Source organism: Streptomyces sp. NPDC058289 (assembly GCF_042880975.1).
Lineage (GTDB): Bacteria > Actinomycetota > Actinomycetes > Streptomycetales > Streptomycetaceae > Streptomyces > Streptomyces stoeckheimensis.
Window position 1 is genome coordinate 35,554 of sequence record NZ_JBHVYI010000038.1, and the last position, 14,469, is coordinate 50,022.

Below are 14,469 nucleotides of genomic sequence, written 5' to 3' on the forward strand. Positions count from 1 at the left end.
TCCCCGCGGCCGCCGTGACCTTCGCGGCCGGACGAATCCCCTCTGCCACCGAGTCTAGGCGGGCCCACTGACAATCCCACTGAGCTGCACGTTTCCCAAAGCTCGGGGGCTCCGGCGGCGCGGTGACCCGGCGGCGCCGTGGGCGGGTGCGGGTGGTAGGCCCTGCGGGGCGGAGTCCCCTACCCGCCCTTGGCCCGTTCCCCAGGGCTGCGCCCCGGACCCCCGGTACCGGCGCCGCACCCGGCAACGGGTCCGGCCGAGCCCGGGGAACGGGGGAAGGGCGGGTAGGGGACAGCCCCGCAGGGCGCGCCACCCACACCCGCCCGCCGGACCCTGCGCCGGGCCGACGGCGCAGCCGCACCGGCCGCGGTGCCGTTCAGCGGCTCCAGCGGCCCCGTTCGTGGGCGTAGCCGTAGACCGGACGGTCCGGGGAGGCTGCGGAGATGCGCCAGGGGCGGCCGGACTCGTCGAGGCGGAGGGTGCCGGAGCCGGTGGGGGCGCTCCAGCGGAGGTCCAGGTACCAGTCGCAGTCGCATCCGGTGCTGCTCGCCACCACCCGCAGGACGGCCGGTTCGGTGGCGGAGACCTTGAGCGGGAAGGCGGGGGCCTCGATCTTCTCCCCCTGGTCGTTGCCGGCCACCGGCCGCGCCAGCGGGCGCGGCGCGTCCAGGTTGACCGTGAACGCGGCCGGGGTGATCCCTCCGCCGCAGCCCTGCGACATCTCGTACACGTTCCACCGCAGCGGGGCCCGCCGCCCGACCACCCGTACCTCCAGGTCCTCCAGGACCACCGGGTCCGGACCCGTGCCCAGCAGGGTGACCTCCACGATCTGCGTCCCCGCGTGGACGGCCCTCCGCCCCGCCGCCCACGCGGGCGCGTCCGCCTCCAGGGGCGGCGGGGGCACCGCGGAGGGAGCCGGCTCGGCTAGGTACGCGTGGTCGCAGCCCGCCGCCCACACGTGCGACCGTACGGCCGCGCGCAGGGGCGGGGAGGCCGGCGAGGGTCCGCCCGTCGCCGCGGGACCGGTCGGCGTTCCCGTCGCTCCCGCCGACGTACCCGCCGCCGTGCCGCTCTCCGTCGGCGTCGCCGCGGGACCGGTCGGGGTTCCCTGCGCGGCCTCCGACTCCGTCGGCCCGGTCGCCGGTCCTGTCTCCGTGGCCCCGCCCGTGGCCGTAGCCGTACCGGGAGCCCCCACCGTCGGGCCCGCCTGGGCTGCCCGGCCGTCCCGGCCCGTCTGCGGAAGCCACCCGACGCCCACGCCGAGGGCCACGACGGCGGCCGCCGCCACCCCGGCCAGCAGCAGGCGGCGCCCGGTCCGGCGCGGCGCAGGCGCCCCCGGCACACCGATGTCCGCAGCCACCACCTCCGGGTCCCGGTCCCCCTCGTCCACGGGCGGCGCCGCCTCCACCGCCGCCACCTCCACCTCCACCGCCACCGCCACCGCCCGCCGCCGCGCATCCGCCAGCAGCCAGGCCCGGTGCAGTTCCACCGCGTCCGTCGGCAACGCCCCGCAGGCCCGGGCGAAGCGGTCGACCACCGCGAACTCTGCGGGCAGAGCCTCACCGCTGCAGTACCGGTGCAGGGTCGACGTGCTCGTGTGGAGGACGCGGGCGAGGGCCCCGTAGCTCTGCCCGCTCCGCTCCTTCAGTTCCCTCATCGACCGCGCGAACGCCTGCGCCTCGGCCGATCTCCCCGTCCCGGAGTTCCGTTCCATGCCAACGATGTTCCCGCAGCTGACGGTGCGTACGGCCGTTCCATTGTCCCGAGTTCGTCCCGAACCGTCGGCTCGGGCCCGGGCCGGGGTACAGCCTTCTCCAGAAGCACCGCCACACCGCCGCACCGGCACGGACCACACGGGGAGAACCGACCATGTTCCGACGCACCGCCCGCACCGCCGCCGCCCGCACCGCCCGCACCGCCGCCGCCCTCGCGGCCACCGCGGCCGCCGCCACCGCCCTCGTACTCGCCGCCTCCACCACCTCCACGGCCGCCGTCACCGCGCCCGGGTTCCTGGCCGGCACCGACCTGCCCCCGCACCCCGGCTCCGCCTGGTACGCCGGGAAGGTCACCAAGGGGCTGCCCGAGTTCGCGCCGTTCTGCGTGGAGGGCGTCCTCCCCGCCACCGGAAGCTGGTACCGCGACTTCTCCACCGAGTTCGACACGGGCGCGGTCCAGGTGTCCGTACGCACCTCCTCCGACGCCGCGGCCGTCAAGCTCGCGGCGGCCCTGGAGCGCAAGGTCGCGGCCTGCGCCGCCGACTGGCTGCGCAAGACCCCGGGCGGTACGGCCTCCTGGCAGGACTACGGGAAGCTCAGCGTCGAGGAAGGCGCACACGTCTACGGGGTGCACACCTCCATGCCGGAATCCGAGCCCGGCGTCCACCTGTACGGCATCGGCCGCGACGGCTCCACCGTGACGATCGTGAAGTGGGGGCAGATGGGGTACCTGAACGAGGCGCCCCTCCCGGCCTTCAAGAAGACGACCGTCAAGGCCGTGAACAAGCTCAACCCCTGACGCACCGCGCCCCCGGTGGGACTATGGAAGGGACGGGGGGAGCCCGGGTGGGCGACACGTCGAGGCGGTGATGGCCGTGCGCACCGGAAACGAGCCGGTGACCGCCCGCAGCGCGCTGCGGCTGCGCTTCTGGCTGAGCCTGTGGGGGCTGGTCTGGTCCGGCGCCGGGGCGGCGGCGTTCGCGCTCGCCGCCCGGCCCGGGTGGGCCGCGGCCTGCGCCGCCGTCACCGTGCTCGCGGCCGTGGACCTGGCCGTGGTGCTCCACCGCATCCACCAGGGCCCGCACTACCAGCCGGGCCGCGACGTCCCCCCGTACGAGCCCCCGGCCACCAAGCCGTAGCTACTTCTCGAAGCGGGCCGCCGCCAGGTAGTCCGGCTGGGGGTCCAGGGCGGCCGCGAGGCGGAAGTGCTTGCGGGCCTGTTCCGGCCGTCCGGCGCGCTCGTGGGTGCGGGCCAGCGCGAAGTGGGCGAAGGCATTGTCCGGCTCCCGCTCCAACACGATCTCGAACTCCAGCTCCGCCGGCCGCAATTGGGCGGCGGCGAAGAAGGCCCGGGCGCGCAGCAGCCGGGCCGCCGTGTTCTCCGGGTGGGCGGCTATGACCGAGTCGAGCAACTTCACCGCACCGCGCGGATCACGCGCGGCGAGGAGCTGCTCCGCGGCCCGGTAGTCGATGACGTGCGTCTCGGGCGACGAGGACCGCGACGGCGGCGGGAGCTGTGGCGTGGTGTCGGACACGGTCTGTTCCTTCCCTCTACAGCCGCGTTCAACGCCCCGCGCACTGCCCGCTATTCCGTGAACACGTCACGCGTCACGCGTCAACCAGCACGCGTCAACCAGCACACGTCAAACGTCACGCACCCTGCGTCAGGCCCCGCCGCCGGCCGCCCGCGCCGTGAGCTCGTCCCACACCTTGCGCACCTGCGGCTCCAGCGCCTCCAGCGGCCCGTCGTTGTCGATCACGAGCGTGGCCACGGCCAGCCGCTGTTCCCGCGTGGCCTGCGCGGCCATCCGGGCCCGGGCTTCCGACTCCTCCATGCCCCGCAGCCCCGTGAGCCGGGTCAGCTGGGTGGCGGGCGCCGCGTCCACGACGACGACCAGGTCGTACAGCGGCGCGAGCCCGTTCTCCGCGAGCAGCGGTACGTCGTGCACCACGATCGCGTCGGGTCCCGCGGCGGCTTCCAGCTCGGCGGACCGGGCCCCGACCAGCGGGTGCACGATCCCGTTGAGGATCCGCAGCTTCTCGGGGTCGGCGAACACGATCGACCCCAGCTTGGGCCGGTCCAGCACGCCCACCGGAGTCAGTACGGACTCCCCGAAGGCGGCCACCACCGCGGCGAGCCCGGGCGTACCCGGCTCCACGACCTCCCGCGCGATCCGGTCGGCGTCCACGACGACCGCCCCGTACCCCGCCAGCAGCCGCGAGACCTCGCTCTTGCCGGCGCCGATTCCGCCTGTCAGGCCAACTTTCAACATGCCGGGCAGACTAGCCCCCGCGCCCCGGGCCCCGTACAGCCCCCCGACCGGACCCCGACCGCAACCCCAGCCGGAGGCCCCGGAGGCCCTACCTCAGCCCTAGCCCTCGCCCTCGCGCTCCGCCAGGAACCGCTCGAATTCGAGGCCGATCTCGTCCGCCGACGGAATCTCCGCGGGCTCCGCGATCATGTTGCCCCGGGTCTCGGCGCCGGCCGCAGCGTCGTACTGGTGCTCCAGCCCCTGCACCAGGCTGACCAGCTCCTCGTCGCCCTCCCGGATCTGCCGGTCGATCTCCGTCTGCGTGCGGTGCGCCTCGGTGCGCAGCGCGTGCGCGACCGACGGCAGGACCAGCCCCGTCGCGGCGGTGATCGCCTCCAGGACGGTCAGCGCGGCGTCGGGATACGGGGAGCGCGCCACGTAGTGCGGTACGTGGGCCGCGACGCCCAGCACGTCGTGCCCGGCCTGACCGAGGCGGAACTCGACCAGCGACTCGGCGCTGCCGGGGACCTGGGCCTCGTCGAAGGGGCTGCGGTGTCCCGGCATGAGGTCGGTCCGGTTGCCGTGCGGGGTGATCCCGACGGGACGGGTGTGCGGGACGCCCATGGGGATGCCGTGGAAGTTGACGGAGAGCCGCACGCCCAGGCGCTCGACGATCTGCCGGACGGCGACGGAGAAGCGCTCCCACTCCACGTCCGGCTCGGGGCCGGACAGCAGCAGGAAGGGCGCGCCCGTGGCGTCCTGGACGAGGTGCACCTCGAGCAGGGGCTCCTCGAACTCCGTCCAGTGGTCGCGCTGGAAGGTCAGCAGCGGACGCCGTGCCCGGTAGTCCACCAGACGGTCCGCGTCGAACCGGGCCACGACCTGGTGGGGCAGCGTGTCGAGCAGCCGCTCGACGATCTGCTCGCCGGTCTCGCCCGCGTCTATGTACCCCTCGAAGTGGTAGAGCATGACCAGCCCGGCCGAGTCCTGGGCGAGCGCCAGGTCGGCCACCGCCAGGCCCTTGGCGTCCCATTCGTACAAACCCTGTGGATCAAGCACCGCCACCACTCCTCCTCCGCCGCGTTCTCTGGCAAGAACGTTCAAGGACCCGTGACCATTCCCCAGTTGACGGTATTCACGAGGCGGTGTTCACGGGAAGGCCCGACGTTCGGCACGGCGTGCGGCGCGGCCGCACGACGCGGTAAGGCCCGCCCCCCAGAGGGGACGGGCCTTACCGGTGAAGATCAGCTCAGCTCACGCTGCGCTGCTGCGATCAGCTCTGGCCGCCGGCCAGCTTCTCGCGGAGCGCGGCGAGGGCCTCGTCCGACGCCAGGGCGCCAGAGGTCTCGTCCGCACCCTCGGAGGAGTACGAACCACCCGAGATGCCCGCACCGGCGCTGCTGCTGCTGCCCGCGGCCGGAGCGGCCGCACCCTCGGCAGCGGCGGCCTCGTCGGCCTCGCGGCTCTTGATGACCTGAGCCTGGTGCTGCTCGAAGCGCTGCTGCGCCTCGGCGTACTGGCCCTCCCAGGCTTCGCGCTGCTTGTCGAAGCCCTCGAGCCAGTCGTTGGTCTCGGGGTCGAAGCCCTCGGGGTAGATGTAGTTCCCCTGGTCGTCGTAAGACGCGGCCATGCCGTACAGGGTCGGGTCGAACTCGACCGACGCCGGGTCGGCACCGAAGGACTCGTTGGCCTGCTTCAGCGACAGCGAGATCCGGCGACGCTCGAGGTCGATGTCGATGACCTTGACGAAGATCTCGTCGTTGACCTGGACGACCTGCTCCGGGATCTCCACGTGGCGCTCGGCCAGCTCGGAGATGTGGACCAGACCCTCGATGCCCTCGTCCACGCGGACGAACGCACCGAACGGAACCAGCTTGGTGACCTTACCCGGGACGACCTGACCGATCTGGTGCGTCCGGGCGAACTGCTGCCACGGGTCTTCCTGCGTCGCCTTCAGCGACAGGGAGACGCGCTCGCGGTCCATGTCGACGTCGAGGACCTCGACGGTGACTTCCTGGCCGACCTCGACAACCTCGGACGGGTGGTCGATGTGCTTCCAGGACAGCTCGGAGACGTGCACGAGACCGTCGACGCCACCCAGGTCCACGAAGGCACCGAAGTTGACGATCGAGGAGACGACGCCGGAGCGGACCTGACCCTTCTGCAGGGTGGTGAGGAACGTCTGGCGAACCTCGGACTGGGTCTGCTCGAGCCAGGCGCGGCGGGACAGGACCACGTTGTTGCGGTTCTTGTCCAGCTCGATGATCTTCGCCTCGAGCTCCTTGCCCACGTAGGGCTGGAGGTCGCGGACGCGACGCATCTCGACGAGAGAGGCCGGCAGGAAGCCGCGGAGGCCGATGTCCAGGATGAGACCACCCTTGACGACCTCGATGACGGTACCGGTGACGATGCCGTCTTCTTCCTTGATCTTCTCGATGGTGCCCCAGGCACGCTCGTACTGAGCGCGCTTCTTCGAGAGGATCAGGCGGCCTTCCTTGTCCTCCTTCTGGAGAACCAGGGCCTCGATCTCGTCGCCGACCTTGACGACCTCGTTCGGGTCGACGTCGTGCTTGATCGAGAGCTCGCGGCTCGGGATGACGCCTTCGGTCTTGTAACCGATGTCGAGGAGAACCTCGTCCCGGTCAACCTTGACGATGACGCCGTCGACGATGTCGCCATCGTTGAAGTACTTGATCGTCGCGTCGATCGCCGCGAGGAACGCGTCCGCGTCGCCGATGTCGTTGACCGCAACCTGCGGGGTGGTTGCGGTGGTCTCGGTGCTGCTCGTCATGTGGGTAAGGGCTCCGGTTACGGACAGAAAGTCGTAGGTACTGCTACGCCGGGAGCCCTTATCGGCATCTGCCGAAGAAGCCGGACAGCCAAGGAAGCCCCAGTTCCGCGACGTGCGGGGTGGGGGCCTCGAAAACCGAGGGGACATCAACAGATACAAGCGCAGCCTGCTAGGTCTGAGGAGCACAGGCTCGCAGCGCAACTTGTAGCATACGGGGGCAGCCGGACAGGGTCAATGCGCGAAGGCGCACACCCCGGGCGGATCACCGCACAACCGGCACAATTAGCGGGCAGGCAGGCGCCGATGGCCCTTCCAGCCCGCTTTCCGCAGACATTCGCAGACTACGACGACGGGCCCCATGAACCAAGAGGACTGCGCCCCCGAAGAGGCGTACGAAGCCGGATCGGCCGCCGAAGACGATTCCGAGGCCACGCGGCGTGACGCGGGGGAAGCGGAGAGCAGCCGGGCGAGCCGGGGCTGGTGGGACCGCAACGCCGACGACTACCAGAGCGAGCACGGAGCGTTCCTCGGCGACGACCGCTTCGTCTGGGGACCCGAGGGCCTGGACGAGGCCGAGGCGGCCCTGCTCGGCCCCGCCTCCTCCCTCAAGGGCAAGGACGTCCTGGAGATCGGCGCCGGCGCCGCCCAGTGCTCGCGCTGGCTGGCCGCCCAGGGCGCCCGTCCCGTCGCCCTGGACCTCTCCCACCGCCAGCTCCAGCACGCCCTGCGGATCGGCGATGACGTCCCCCTGATCGAGGCCGACGCCGGACGCCTCCCCTTCCGCGACGGCTCCTTCGACCTCGCCTGCTCCGCCTACGGGGCCGTCCCCTTCGTCGCCGACCCCGTGAACGTCATGCGCGAGGTGCGCCGCGTCCTGCGCCCCGGCGGCCGCTGGGTCTTCTCCGTCACCCATCCCATCCGCTGGGCCTTCCCCGACGAGCCGGGCCCCGAGGGGCTGTCCGTCTCCGCCTCCTACTTCGACCGCACCCCGTACGTCGAGCAGGACGAGCAGGGCCGCGCCGTATATGTGGAGCACCACCGCACCCTCGGCGACCGGGTACGGGACGTGGTCGCGGGCGGCTTCCGCCTCGTCGACCTGGTCGAGCCGGAGTGGCCCGCGTGGAACAGCCAGGAGTGGGGCGGCTGGTCCCCGCTGCGCGGCAACCTCATCCCCGGTACGGCGATCTTCGTGTGCGAGCGGGACTGAGCCGGTGACGGGACAGCGCGTGATCCGTACGGCCGACCTCGACTCCCTTCCCGTACGGGAAGCCCTGCCCGCGCTCGCTTCGGCGCTCGACGCCCACGGCGCAGCCGTGCTCTGTGCCCCGCCCGGCACCGGCAAGACCACGCTGGTGCCGCTGGTGCTGGCGGGGCTGGTGGGGGGCGGACCGCGCCGCCGGGTCGTGGTCGCCGAACCCCGCCGGATCGCCGCCCGCGCCGCGGCCCGGCGGATGGCCTGGCTGCTCGGTGAGCAGGTCGGCGCCTCGGTGGGCTTCACGGTGCGCGGTGAGCGGGTGGTCGGGCCGTCCACCGTGATCGAGGTGGTCACCACCGGCGTGCTGCTCCAGCGGCTCCAGCGGGACCAGGAGCTGTCCGGGACCGACCTGGTCATCCTGGACGAGTGCCACGAGCGGCACCTGGACGCCGACACGGTCGCCGCCTTCCTCCTGGACGTACGCGCGACCCTGCGCCCGGAGCTGCGGCTCCTCGCGGCCTCGGCGACCACGGACGCGGCGGGCTGGGCCCGCGTTCTGGGGGACGCCCCCGTCGTGGAGGCCGCCGGCGTCTCCCACCCGGTGGAGACCGTGTGGGCCCCGCCGGCCCGCCCGGTGCGGCCGCCGCACGGGATGAGGGTGGATCCGGCGCAGCTGACGCACGTGGCCTCGGTGGTGCGGCGGGCGCTGGCGGAACGTTCCGGCGATGTCCTGTGCTTCCTGCCCGGCGTCGGTGAGATCGCCCGGGTCGCCGGGCAGCTCGGCGCCGTCGACGCGGAGGTGCTCCAGATACACGGCCGCGCCCCGGCCTCCGTCCAGGACGCGGCGCTGTCCCCCGCGCCGCACCGCCGGGTCATCCTGTCCACCGCCGTCGCGGAGTCCAGCCTGACCGTGCCCGGCGTACGGATCGTCGTGGACTCGGGGCTGGCCCGCGAACCCCGGGTCGACCACGCCCGGGGCCTGGGCGCGCTGGCCACCGTACGGGCGTCCCGCGCGGCCGGCCGCCAGCGCGCGGGCCGGGCCGGGCGCGAGGCCACGGGCACGGTGTACCGCTGCTGGGCCGAAGCGGAGGACGGGCGACTGCCCGCGTACCCCTCCCCCGAGATCCGGATCGCGGACCTCGCGCAGTTCGCCCTCCAGGCCGCCTGCTGGGGCGACCCGGACGCGACCGGCCTGGCCCTGCTCGATCCGCCGCCGGCCGGAGCGATGGCCGCGGCGCGGGAGGTGCTGCTCGCGGTGGGCGCGGTGTCCCCGGCGGGGCGGCCGACCCCGCGCGGGCTGCGGATGGCCCGGCTCGGCCTGCACCCGCGCCTCGCCCGGGCCCTGCTCGACGGCTCCGCCGCGCTGGGGCCCCGGCGGGCGGCGGAGCTGGTGGCCCTGCTGAGCGAGGAGCCGCCGCGGGAGTACGGAGACGACCTGGCCGCGGCCTGGCGCCGTGCCCGCGCGGGCGGCGACCCGTACGGCTCCCGCTGGCGGGCGGAGGCCCGCCGCCTGGAGCGCGCGGCGGCGGAAGGCAGCCCTGCGGGGCGTTCCCCCACCCCGCCCCTTCCCGATTCCCGGGGCTCCGCCCCGGCCCCGGCGTTCGATGGCACGGGCGCGAAGCGCACGTACGAGGCCCGGGGCGGAAGGGGCGGGGTGGGGGAAGGCTCCCTCCCCGACGACGGCGCCGCCGGGCTCGTGGCCGCGCTCGCCTTCCCCGAGCGGGTCGCCAGGGCCAAGGGCCAGGGGGCCTTCCTCATGGCCTCCGGGACCGGGGCCGAGCTCGGCGAGGGGTCGGGGCTGCGCAGCGCGCCCTGGCTGGCCGTCGCAGTCGCCGACAGGCCCCCGCACTCGGCGTCCGCCCGTGTCCGCCTCGCCGCCCTCCTCGACGAGGACACCGCCCGCACGGCGGCGGGCCACCTGTTCCTCGAGGGCGAAGAGGTGCACTGGGAGGACGGCGACCTCGTGGCCCGCAGGGTCACCCGGCTCGGTGCCATCGAGCTCGCCGCGCGACCGCTGCGCGACCCCGACCGCGCCCTCGTCAGGGCCGCATTGCTCGACGGACTGCGCACCGAGGGGCTCGGCCTGCTGCGCTGGACCCAGGACTCACAGGCGCTCCGGGCCCGGCTCGGATTCCTGCACCGCACCCTCGGTGCACCCTGGCCCGACGTGGCGGACGACGGGGAGCTGCTGGAGCGGGCCGACGACTGGCTGGAGCCCGAACTGTCCCGGGCCCGCCGCCGCGGCGACCTCGCGCGGATCGACGCCGGGCAGGCGCTGAACCGGCTGCTGCCCTGGGCCACGGGCGAGGCCGCCCGGCTCGACGAGCTGGCCCCGGAGCGGATCGAGGTGCCGAGCGGCTCCCGGATCCGCGTCGACTACGCGGCCGAGCACGGGCAGCCCGTCCTCGCGGTCAAGCTCCAGGAGCTGTTCGGGCTGGCCGAGACCCCCCGGGTCGCGGGGGTCCCCGTACTCGTCCATCTCCTGTCGCCCGCCGGCCGGCCCGCCGCGGTCACCGCCGATCTGGCGTCCTTCTGGCAGGGCGGCTACCGCGCCGTCCGCGCCGAGCTCCGGGGCCGCTACCCCAAGCACCCGTGGCCCGAGGACCCGGCGACCGCCGAGCCCACCCGGCACACCAACGCCCGGCTCAAGCGCTGAACGGCTCCTCTTGGCGGGGGCGCCGGCCGCGCGCCTCCAGCCAGAGCGCGAGCCCGAAGAGCGCGAGCCCGCCGGCCGCCAGCCCGATCGGGGCGTACGTGTGCAGCCCGAGGACCATGACCCGGTTCGACTTGACCAGGTCGACGGTGTAGTCGCTGTAGTCCTCGCGGATCTTCACGTGCCCGGCGAAGACGGTGATCTTCCCGTCGGGCGCGCTTCCCGCGAGGCTCCCGCCGCGCATCTCCTGCTGGATCTCCTGCTCGGCGTTGACGGGCGCCCCGGTCACCGGGTCGACCCAGAACATCGCCTTGGTCGTGTACCAGAGGCTGGTTCCGGTGGTCTGCTCGAACGTCGCCGGGTCGATGCCCTCGAACGGCATCTTCTTCGGCAGCCCGACCTTCGTCCACGGCACGGTCTGCTCGTAGTAGTAGACGTCCATGCCCTTGAACTTGCGCGGCCCCACGTAATGGATGGGCGAGGAGGTCCGGGTCTGCGCGTCGAAATAGAGGTAGTCGCGCGGCTCGGTGAAGAACGGCCACTTGAACTCGATGCCCTCGCGCTTGACCGGGTCCCCGTCCACGGCCTCGCCGGTGGCGTGCACCGGGTCCTGGCTGTGGGCGTCGAAGATGTAGCGCTCGGGGATCTGGGAGACCATCTTCCCGTCCGGGCCCATGATGTGGGTCAAGGTGTCCCAGACCACGACGTCCTTGCCGGCGCTGGCCTCTATCTCCTTCGACGCCTCGACGTTGCCCTTGAGGGTCTGGACGATGGTGACCTTGTCGACCTTCTTCGGCTGCATGGTGGCGTAGTCGACGAGGGTCGCGTCCTTCGCCTCCAGCACCATCTCCTGGTACTGGCTCGGCGGGATCTTCGCGAGCCTGGGGTACGCGTACCAGCGCAGCAGCGGTGCGAGGGCTGCACAGAACACGGCTACGGCTAGCAGGACGAGGCTTGCTCTACGTCGCATGACCGGGCCCTCCTCTACTTTCCGGGCGCGGCGGGCGCGGTGGTGAGCAGGGGCTTCGGTGAGGTCTTGCCTTCCGGCGCCCCCGTCGCCGTGATGGCGAAAACGAGGAGCGCCGCGAGGACGAGACCGCTGGCGGCGGCGACGATTGCGCGCATGCCGGGGCCTCCGGAATCTGATTGGTCGTCAGGGCGGTGGCACCGTAGCAATGCGGGTGACAGATGAGAACCGTTTGAGCCACTGCTCGCGAGGTGACCTCGCGGCGGCCCGGGGGAAGGGCGCTTCAGCGGGGAACACGAGGAGCGGACCCGCCGCGCCCACCCGGGCGGTCGGCGGGTCCGCGTACGCGAAGACCTCGGCCGGACCCTCGACCCGTACGGGCCGCCACGCCAGGGCCCGCCCCCGCTCAGGGGGGCGGGCGGCGGTGTGCGTCAGAGGGTCGCCGTGGGCGCCGGACCGACGGCGGACGCGGACGGCGACGGCTTGGCCGACGGCTTGGGCTTCGGCGACGGGGAGACCGAAGCCGTGGGCTTCGGAGAGGGCTCGCGCGTCGGCGACGGGGTCGGGGTGGGCTTCGGAGTCGGGGTGGGGCTCGGGGTGGGCTTCGGGCTGGGCGTGGGGGTCGGGGTGGGGCTCGGCGTCGGGGTAGGGCTGGGCGTGGGCGTGGGGCTCGGCGTCGGCGTGGGGCTCGGCGTGGGCGTCGGCGTCGGCGTCGGCTTGGGACTCGGGGTGGGACTCGGCGTCGGCGTGGGCGTCGGCTTCGGCGAAGGGGTGGGTGAAGGCGTGGGCGTGGGCGTCGGCTTCGGTGTCGGGCTCGGGCTCGGCTTCGGAGGTGTGACCCCCGGAGTGCCGCCGCTGCCGCTGCCGCCACCACTACCGGTACCGCCACCGCTGCCACGGCCGTCCGGGACCTCGTGCGCGCCCTTCAGGTAGTACGTGAACCACGAGCGCACCGTCCGCAGGTACGCGGAGGACTGGTTGTACGACAGCACGGCCCGGTCCAGATCCGCGTCCACCCGCAGGTCACGCGTACCGGCGCACAGGTAGCGGCCCGCCGCGAGCGCGGCGTCGTGCACGTTGTTGGGGTCGCGCCGGCCGTCGCCGTTGGCGTCCTGGCCCCACGAGGCCCAGGTGGACGGGATGAACTGCATCGGCCCGATCGCACGGTCGTAGCGGGAGTCCCCGTCGTAGGCCCCGCCGTCGGTGTCCGAGATGTTCGCGAAGCCGTTGCCGTCGAGCACGGGCCCCAGGATCGGTCGCAGCGTCGTACCGGCGGCGTCGACCTGCCCGCCGCGCGCCTGCCCGGACTCGACCTTGCCGATCGCCGCGAGGAGCTGCCAGCGCAGTCCGCATCCGGGGTCGTTCCTGCCGACCGCCTGCTCCGCGCCCCGGTACGCGGCGAGCACGCTCGCCGGTATCCCCTGCGCGCCCTCGGCCCCGCCCGTGGCCGCGGGCTCGGTGTGCGGCCCCGGATCCGCGGCGGCCGGTACCACGGGCGGCGCCGGGGCCGCCCCGTCCTCGGGCAGCAGCACGGCCGGCGGCTCGGGGCTCACCAGCGGCGGCAGGGCGGTGAAGTAGGAGCCGTCCCCCGCGGAGCCGTCGGGCACGGGTGCGGGCGCGGGCTCCGCGACCGGTGACGCGTCGGCGCCGGCCGCGACCGGCCCCTGCGAGGCGGTCAGCACGGCGGCCACGAGGGCGGAGACGAGCACGGCGGCCCCGCCCTTGCGCACCACCCGGCCGAACCGCGTCGACATCCCCGCGGACGCGCGTGCCGATATCCGAACCGGTATCCGAATCCGAGCCGTCATGAGCCGGACCCCCCTCCCCCTCGACGTCCGCGTGACCCTACGTCAACTCGCTGGACAGGGCACGCATCGCGAGCCGGAATTCACGATTTCCTCATGTGTTCCGCAGGCCGCCCATACTGGACACACCGATCGCACCGGGCCGCACAGGTCCTCACCGGTCCGCACCAGTCGATGAGTCGAGCCCCGGAGACAAGGCCCATGCCGTTCACCCTCAGCCACGCGGCCGCCGTTCTTCCGGCCGTCCGCCGGTCCGGTCGTGCGCGCGGCCCCCTCGTCGGATCGGCGCTGGTCCTCGGGTCGTTCGCTCCGGACAGCTTCTATTTCGCCGACACGGTCGTCTCGGGCCTCAAGCCGTACGGCACCTTCACGCACTCCCTGCCCGGCGTCCTGACCGCCGACGCGGCGCTGACCGCCGTCCTCGCGGCGTGCTGGCTGCTGCTGCGCGAGCCGCTGATCGCGCTCCTGCCCCGCGGCCGGCAGGGCAGGGTGCACGCCTTCGTCCGGGGCGAGGACTGGCGCGGGCGCCGACTGCCCTCGCTGGCCCTCTGGTTCTACCTCTCGGCGGTCGTCGGCTCGCTCACGCACGTGGTGTGGGACGCCTTCACGCACGTCGACCGCTTCGGGACGCGCACCCTGCCGGAGCTGGGCGAGCCGCTCGCCCTCGGGCTGCCCCTCTACTCGTACCTGCAGTACGGGACTTCGGCGCTCGCGGCCTGTTTCCTGGTCTGGTTCACGGCGACCGCGCTGCGCCGGCTGCCGGACGCGCCGGCCCCCGCGTCCGTCCCGGTGCTCGGCCGGGCCGAGGTGTGGGGCGCGCTCGCGCTGGTCCTCGGATGCGTGGCGGTCGGGGTCACCCTGCGCGTGCTGCGCTTCTTCACCTTCTTCGACCGGATCCGCACCCCGCTCGACATCATCCCGACCGTCTGTTTCGGCGCGGGCGGCGGCCTCGTCGTGGGGCTGCTGCTGTACGGGGTCCTCGTGCGCCTGCGCCACCGGCCGGTCCGCGCCCGCTCGGACACAGACACGGCCGCAGACACGGGCCCGGGCACGGACGCAGACGCGAAAACGCCCGTCCCCACCGCGTAGGC

The 14,469-nt window shown here is 73.6% G+C and carries 13 protein-coding genes; 5 read left to right on the plus strand and 8 right to left on the minus strand.

Features of this window, described 5'->3' with window-relative positions; genetic code table 11:
- Nucleotides 1-376: 376 nt before the first annotated feature.
- A complete protein-coding gene (locus ACFVX6_RS20800; RefSeq protein ID WP_389693468.1) occupies nt 377-1,714 on the minus strand; it encodes a helix-turn-helix domain-containing protein in 1,338 nt (445 codons plus the stop codon).
- A gap of 155 nt (nt 1,715-1,869) precedes the next feature.
- On the opposite strand from ACFVX6_RS20800, the gene ACFVX6_RS20805 reads away from it, so the two are divergent.
- Both ACFVX6_RS20805 and ACFVX6_RS20810 read left to right on the plus strand, forming a co-directional pair.
- The gene (locus ACFVX6_RS20805) at nt 1,870-2,514 is read left to right on the plus strand and encodes a hypothetical protein (protein ID WP_389693470.1); all 645 of its coding nucleotides are present in this window, start codon (nt 1,870-1,872) and stop codon (nt 2,512-2,514) included.
- A gap of 76 nt (nt 2,515-2,590) precedes the next feature.
- Entirely contained in the window at nt 2,591-2,854 is a 264-nt protein-coding gene (locus ACFVX6_RS20810; RefSeq protein WP_389693472.1) for a DUF6343 family protein, read from the plus strand.
- Here the strand turns inward: ACFVX6_RS20810 and ACFVX6_RS20815 are convergent, their stop codons facing one another.
- From ACFVX6_RS20815 to rpsA, 4 genes are all read right to left on the minus strand, one after another.
- Complete coding sequence (locus tag ACFVX6_RS20815) at nt 2,855-3,250, minus strand: tetratricopeptide repeat protein (protein ID WP_389693474.1); 396 nt, start codon at nt 3,248-3,250, stop codon at nt 2,855-2,857.
- A 129-nt stretch (nt 3,251-3,379) separates the two neighbouring features.
- Nucleotides 3,380-3,988, minus strand: coding sequence for a dephospho-CoA kinase (coaE, locus tag ACFVX6_RS20820; RefSeq protein WP_389693476.1), 609 nt, complete (start codon nt 3,986-3,988; stop codon nt 3,380-3,382).
- Between the two features lie 99 nt (nt 3,989-4,087).
- A complete protein-coding gene (locus ACFVX6_RS20825) occupies nt 4,088-5,026 on the minus strand; it encodes a PAC2 family protein (RefSeq protein ID WP_389693478.1) in 939 nt (312 codons plus the stop codon).
- Nucleotides 5,027-5,240: 214 nt separating this feature from the next.
- Nucleotides 5,241-6,758, minus strand: coding sequence for a 30S ribosomal protein S1 (gene rpsA, locus ACFVX6_RS20830; RefSeq protein ID WP_389693480.1), 1,518 nt, complete (start codon nt 6,756-6,758; stop codon nt 5,241-5,243).
- A gap of 358 nt (nt 6,759-7,116) precedes the next feature.
- Here rpsA and ACFVX6_RS20835 point away from each other — a divergent pair, with 358 nt between their 5' ends.
- Together ACFVX6_RS20835 and ACFVX6_RS20840 are read left to right on the plus strand one after the other, a co-directional pair.
- The gene (locus ACFVX6_RS20835) at nt 7,117-7,965 is read left to right on the plus strand and encodes a class I SAM-dependent methyltransferase (RefSeq protein WP_389693482.1); all 849 of its coding nucleotides are present in this window, start codon (nt 7,117-7,119) and stop codon (nt 7,963-7,965) included.
- A gap of 19 nt (nt 7,966-7,984) precedes the next feature.
- Nucleotides 7,985-10,609, plus strand: coding sequence for an ATP-dependent RNA helicase (locus ACFVX6_RS20840; RefSeq protein ID WP_389693525.1), 2,625 nt, complete (start codon nt 7,985-7,987; stop codon nt 10,607-10,609).
- On the opposite strand, the gene ACFVX6_RS20845 is transcribed toward ACFVX6_RS20840, so the two are convergent.
- From ACFVX6_RS20845 to ACFVX6_RS20855, 3 genes are all read right to left on the minus strand, one after another.
- On the minus strand, nt 10,599-11,576 hold the full coding sequence (locus tag ACFVX6_RS20845) for a DUF3068 domain-containing protein (RefSeq protein WP_389693484.1): 978 nt from the start codon (nt 11,574-11,576) through the stop codon (nt 10,599-10,601). The genes ACFVX6_RS20840 and ACFVX6_RS20845 overlap by 11 nt on opposite strands.
- A gap of 14 nt (nt 11,577-11,590) precedes the next feature.
- A complete protein-coding gene (locus ACFVX6_RS20850; protein WP_327307299.1) occupies nt 11,591-11,731 on the minus strand; it encodes an SPW_0924 family protein in 141 nt (46 codons plus the stop codon).
- Between the two features lie 273 nt (nt 11,732-12,004).
- Nucleotides 12,005-13,327, minus strand: coding sequence for a lytic murein transglycosylase (locus ACFVX6_RS20855; protein WP_389693486.1), 1,323 nt, complete (start codon nt 13,325-13,327; stop codon nt 12,005-12,007).
- A gap of 252 nt (nt 13,328-13,579) precedes the next feature.
- Between ACFVX6_RS20855 and ACFVX6_RS20860 the strand changes: the two genes are divergently transcribed.
- Nucleotides 13,580-14,467 (plus strand): DUF4184 family protein, encoded by an 888-nt coding sequence (locus tag ACFVX6_RS20860; protein WP_389693488.1) that lies wholly within the window; start codon nt 13,580-13,582, stop codon nt 14,465-14,467.
- The last annotated feature ends 2 nt before the right edge of the window (nt 14,468-14,469 follow it).

Bases quoted from the DNA above. Each gene is read 5' to 3' on its own strand.
- ACFVX6_RS20800 (WP_389693468.1), bottom strand. From the start codon at position 1,714: ATGGAACGGAACTCCGGGACGGGGAGATCGGCCGAGGCGCAGGCGTTC.
- ACFVX6_RS20805 (WP_389693470.1), top strand. From the start codon at position 1,870: ATGTTCCGACGCACCGCCCGCACCGCCGCCGCCCGCACCGCCCGCACC.
- coaE (WP_389693476.1), bottom strand. From the start codon at position 3,988: ATGTTGAAAGTTGGCCTGACAGGCGGAATCGGCGCCGGCAAGAGCGAG.
- rpsA (WP_389693480.1), bottom strand. From the start codon at position 6,758: ATGACGAGCAGCACCGAGACCACCGCAACCACCCCGCAGGTTGCGGTC.
- ACFVX6_RS20835 (WP_389693482.1), top strand. From the start codon at position 7,117: ATGAACCAAGAGGACTGCGCCCCCGAAGAGGCGTACGAAGCCGGATCG.
- ACFVX6_RS20845 (WP_389693484.1), bottom strand. From the start codon at position 11,576: ATGCGACGTAGAGCAAGCCTCGTCCTGCTAGCCGTAGCCGTGTTCTGT.
- ACFVX6_RS20850 (WP_327307299.1), bottom strand. From the start codon at position 11,731: ATGCGCGCAATCGTCGCCGCCGCCAGCGGTCTCGTCCTCGCGGCGCTC.
- ACFVX6_RS20855 (WP_389693486.1), bottom strand. From the start codon at position 13,327: ATGTCGACGCGGTTCGGCCGGGTGGTGCGCAAGGGCGGGGCCGCCGTG.
- ACFVX6_RS20860 (WP_389693488.1), top strand. From the start codon at position 13,580: ATGCCGTTCACCCTCAGCCACGCGGCCGCCGTTCTTCCGGCCGTCCGC.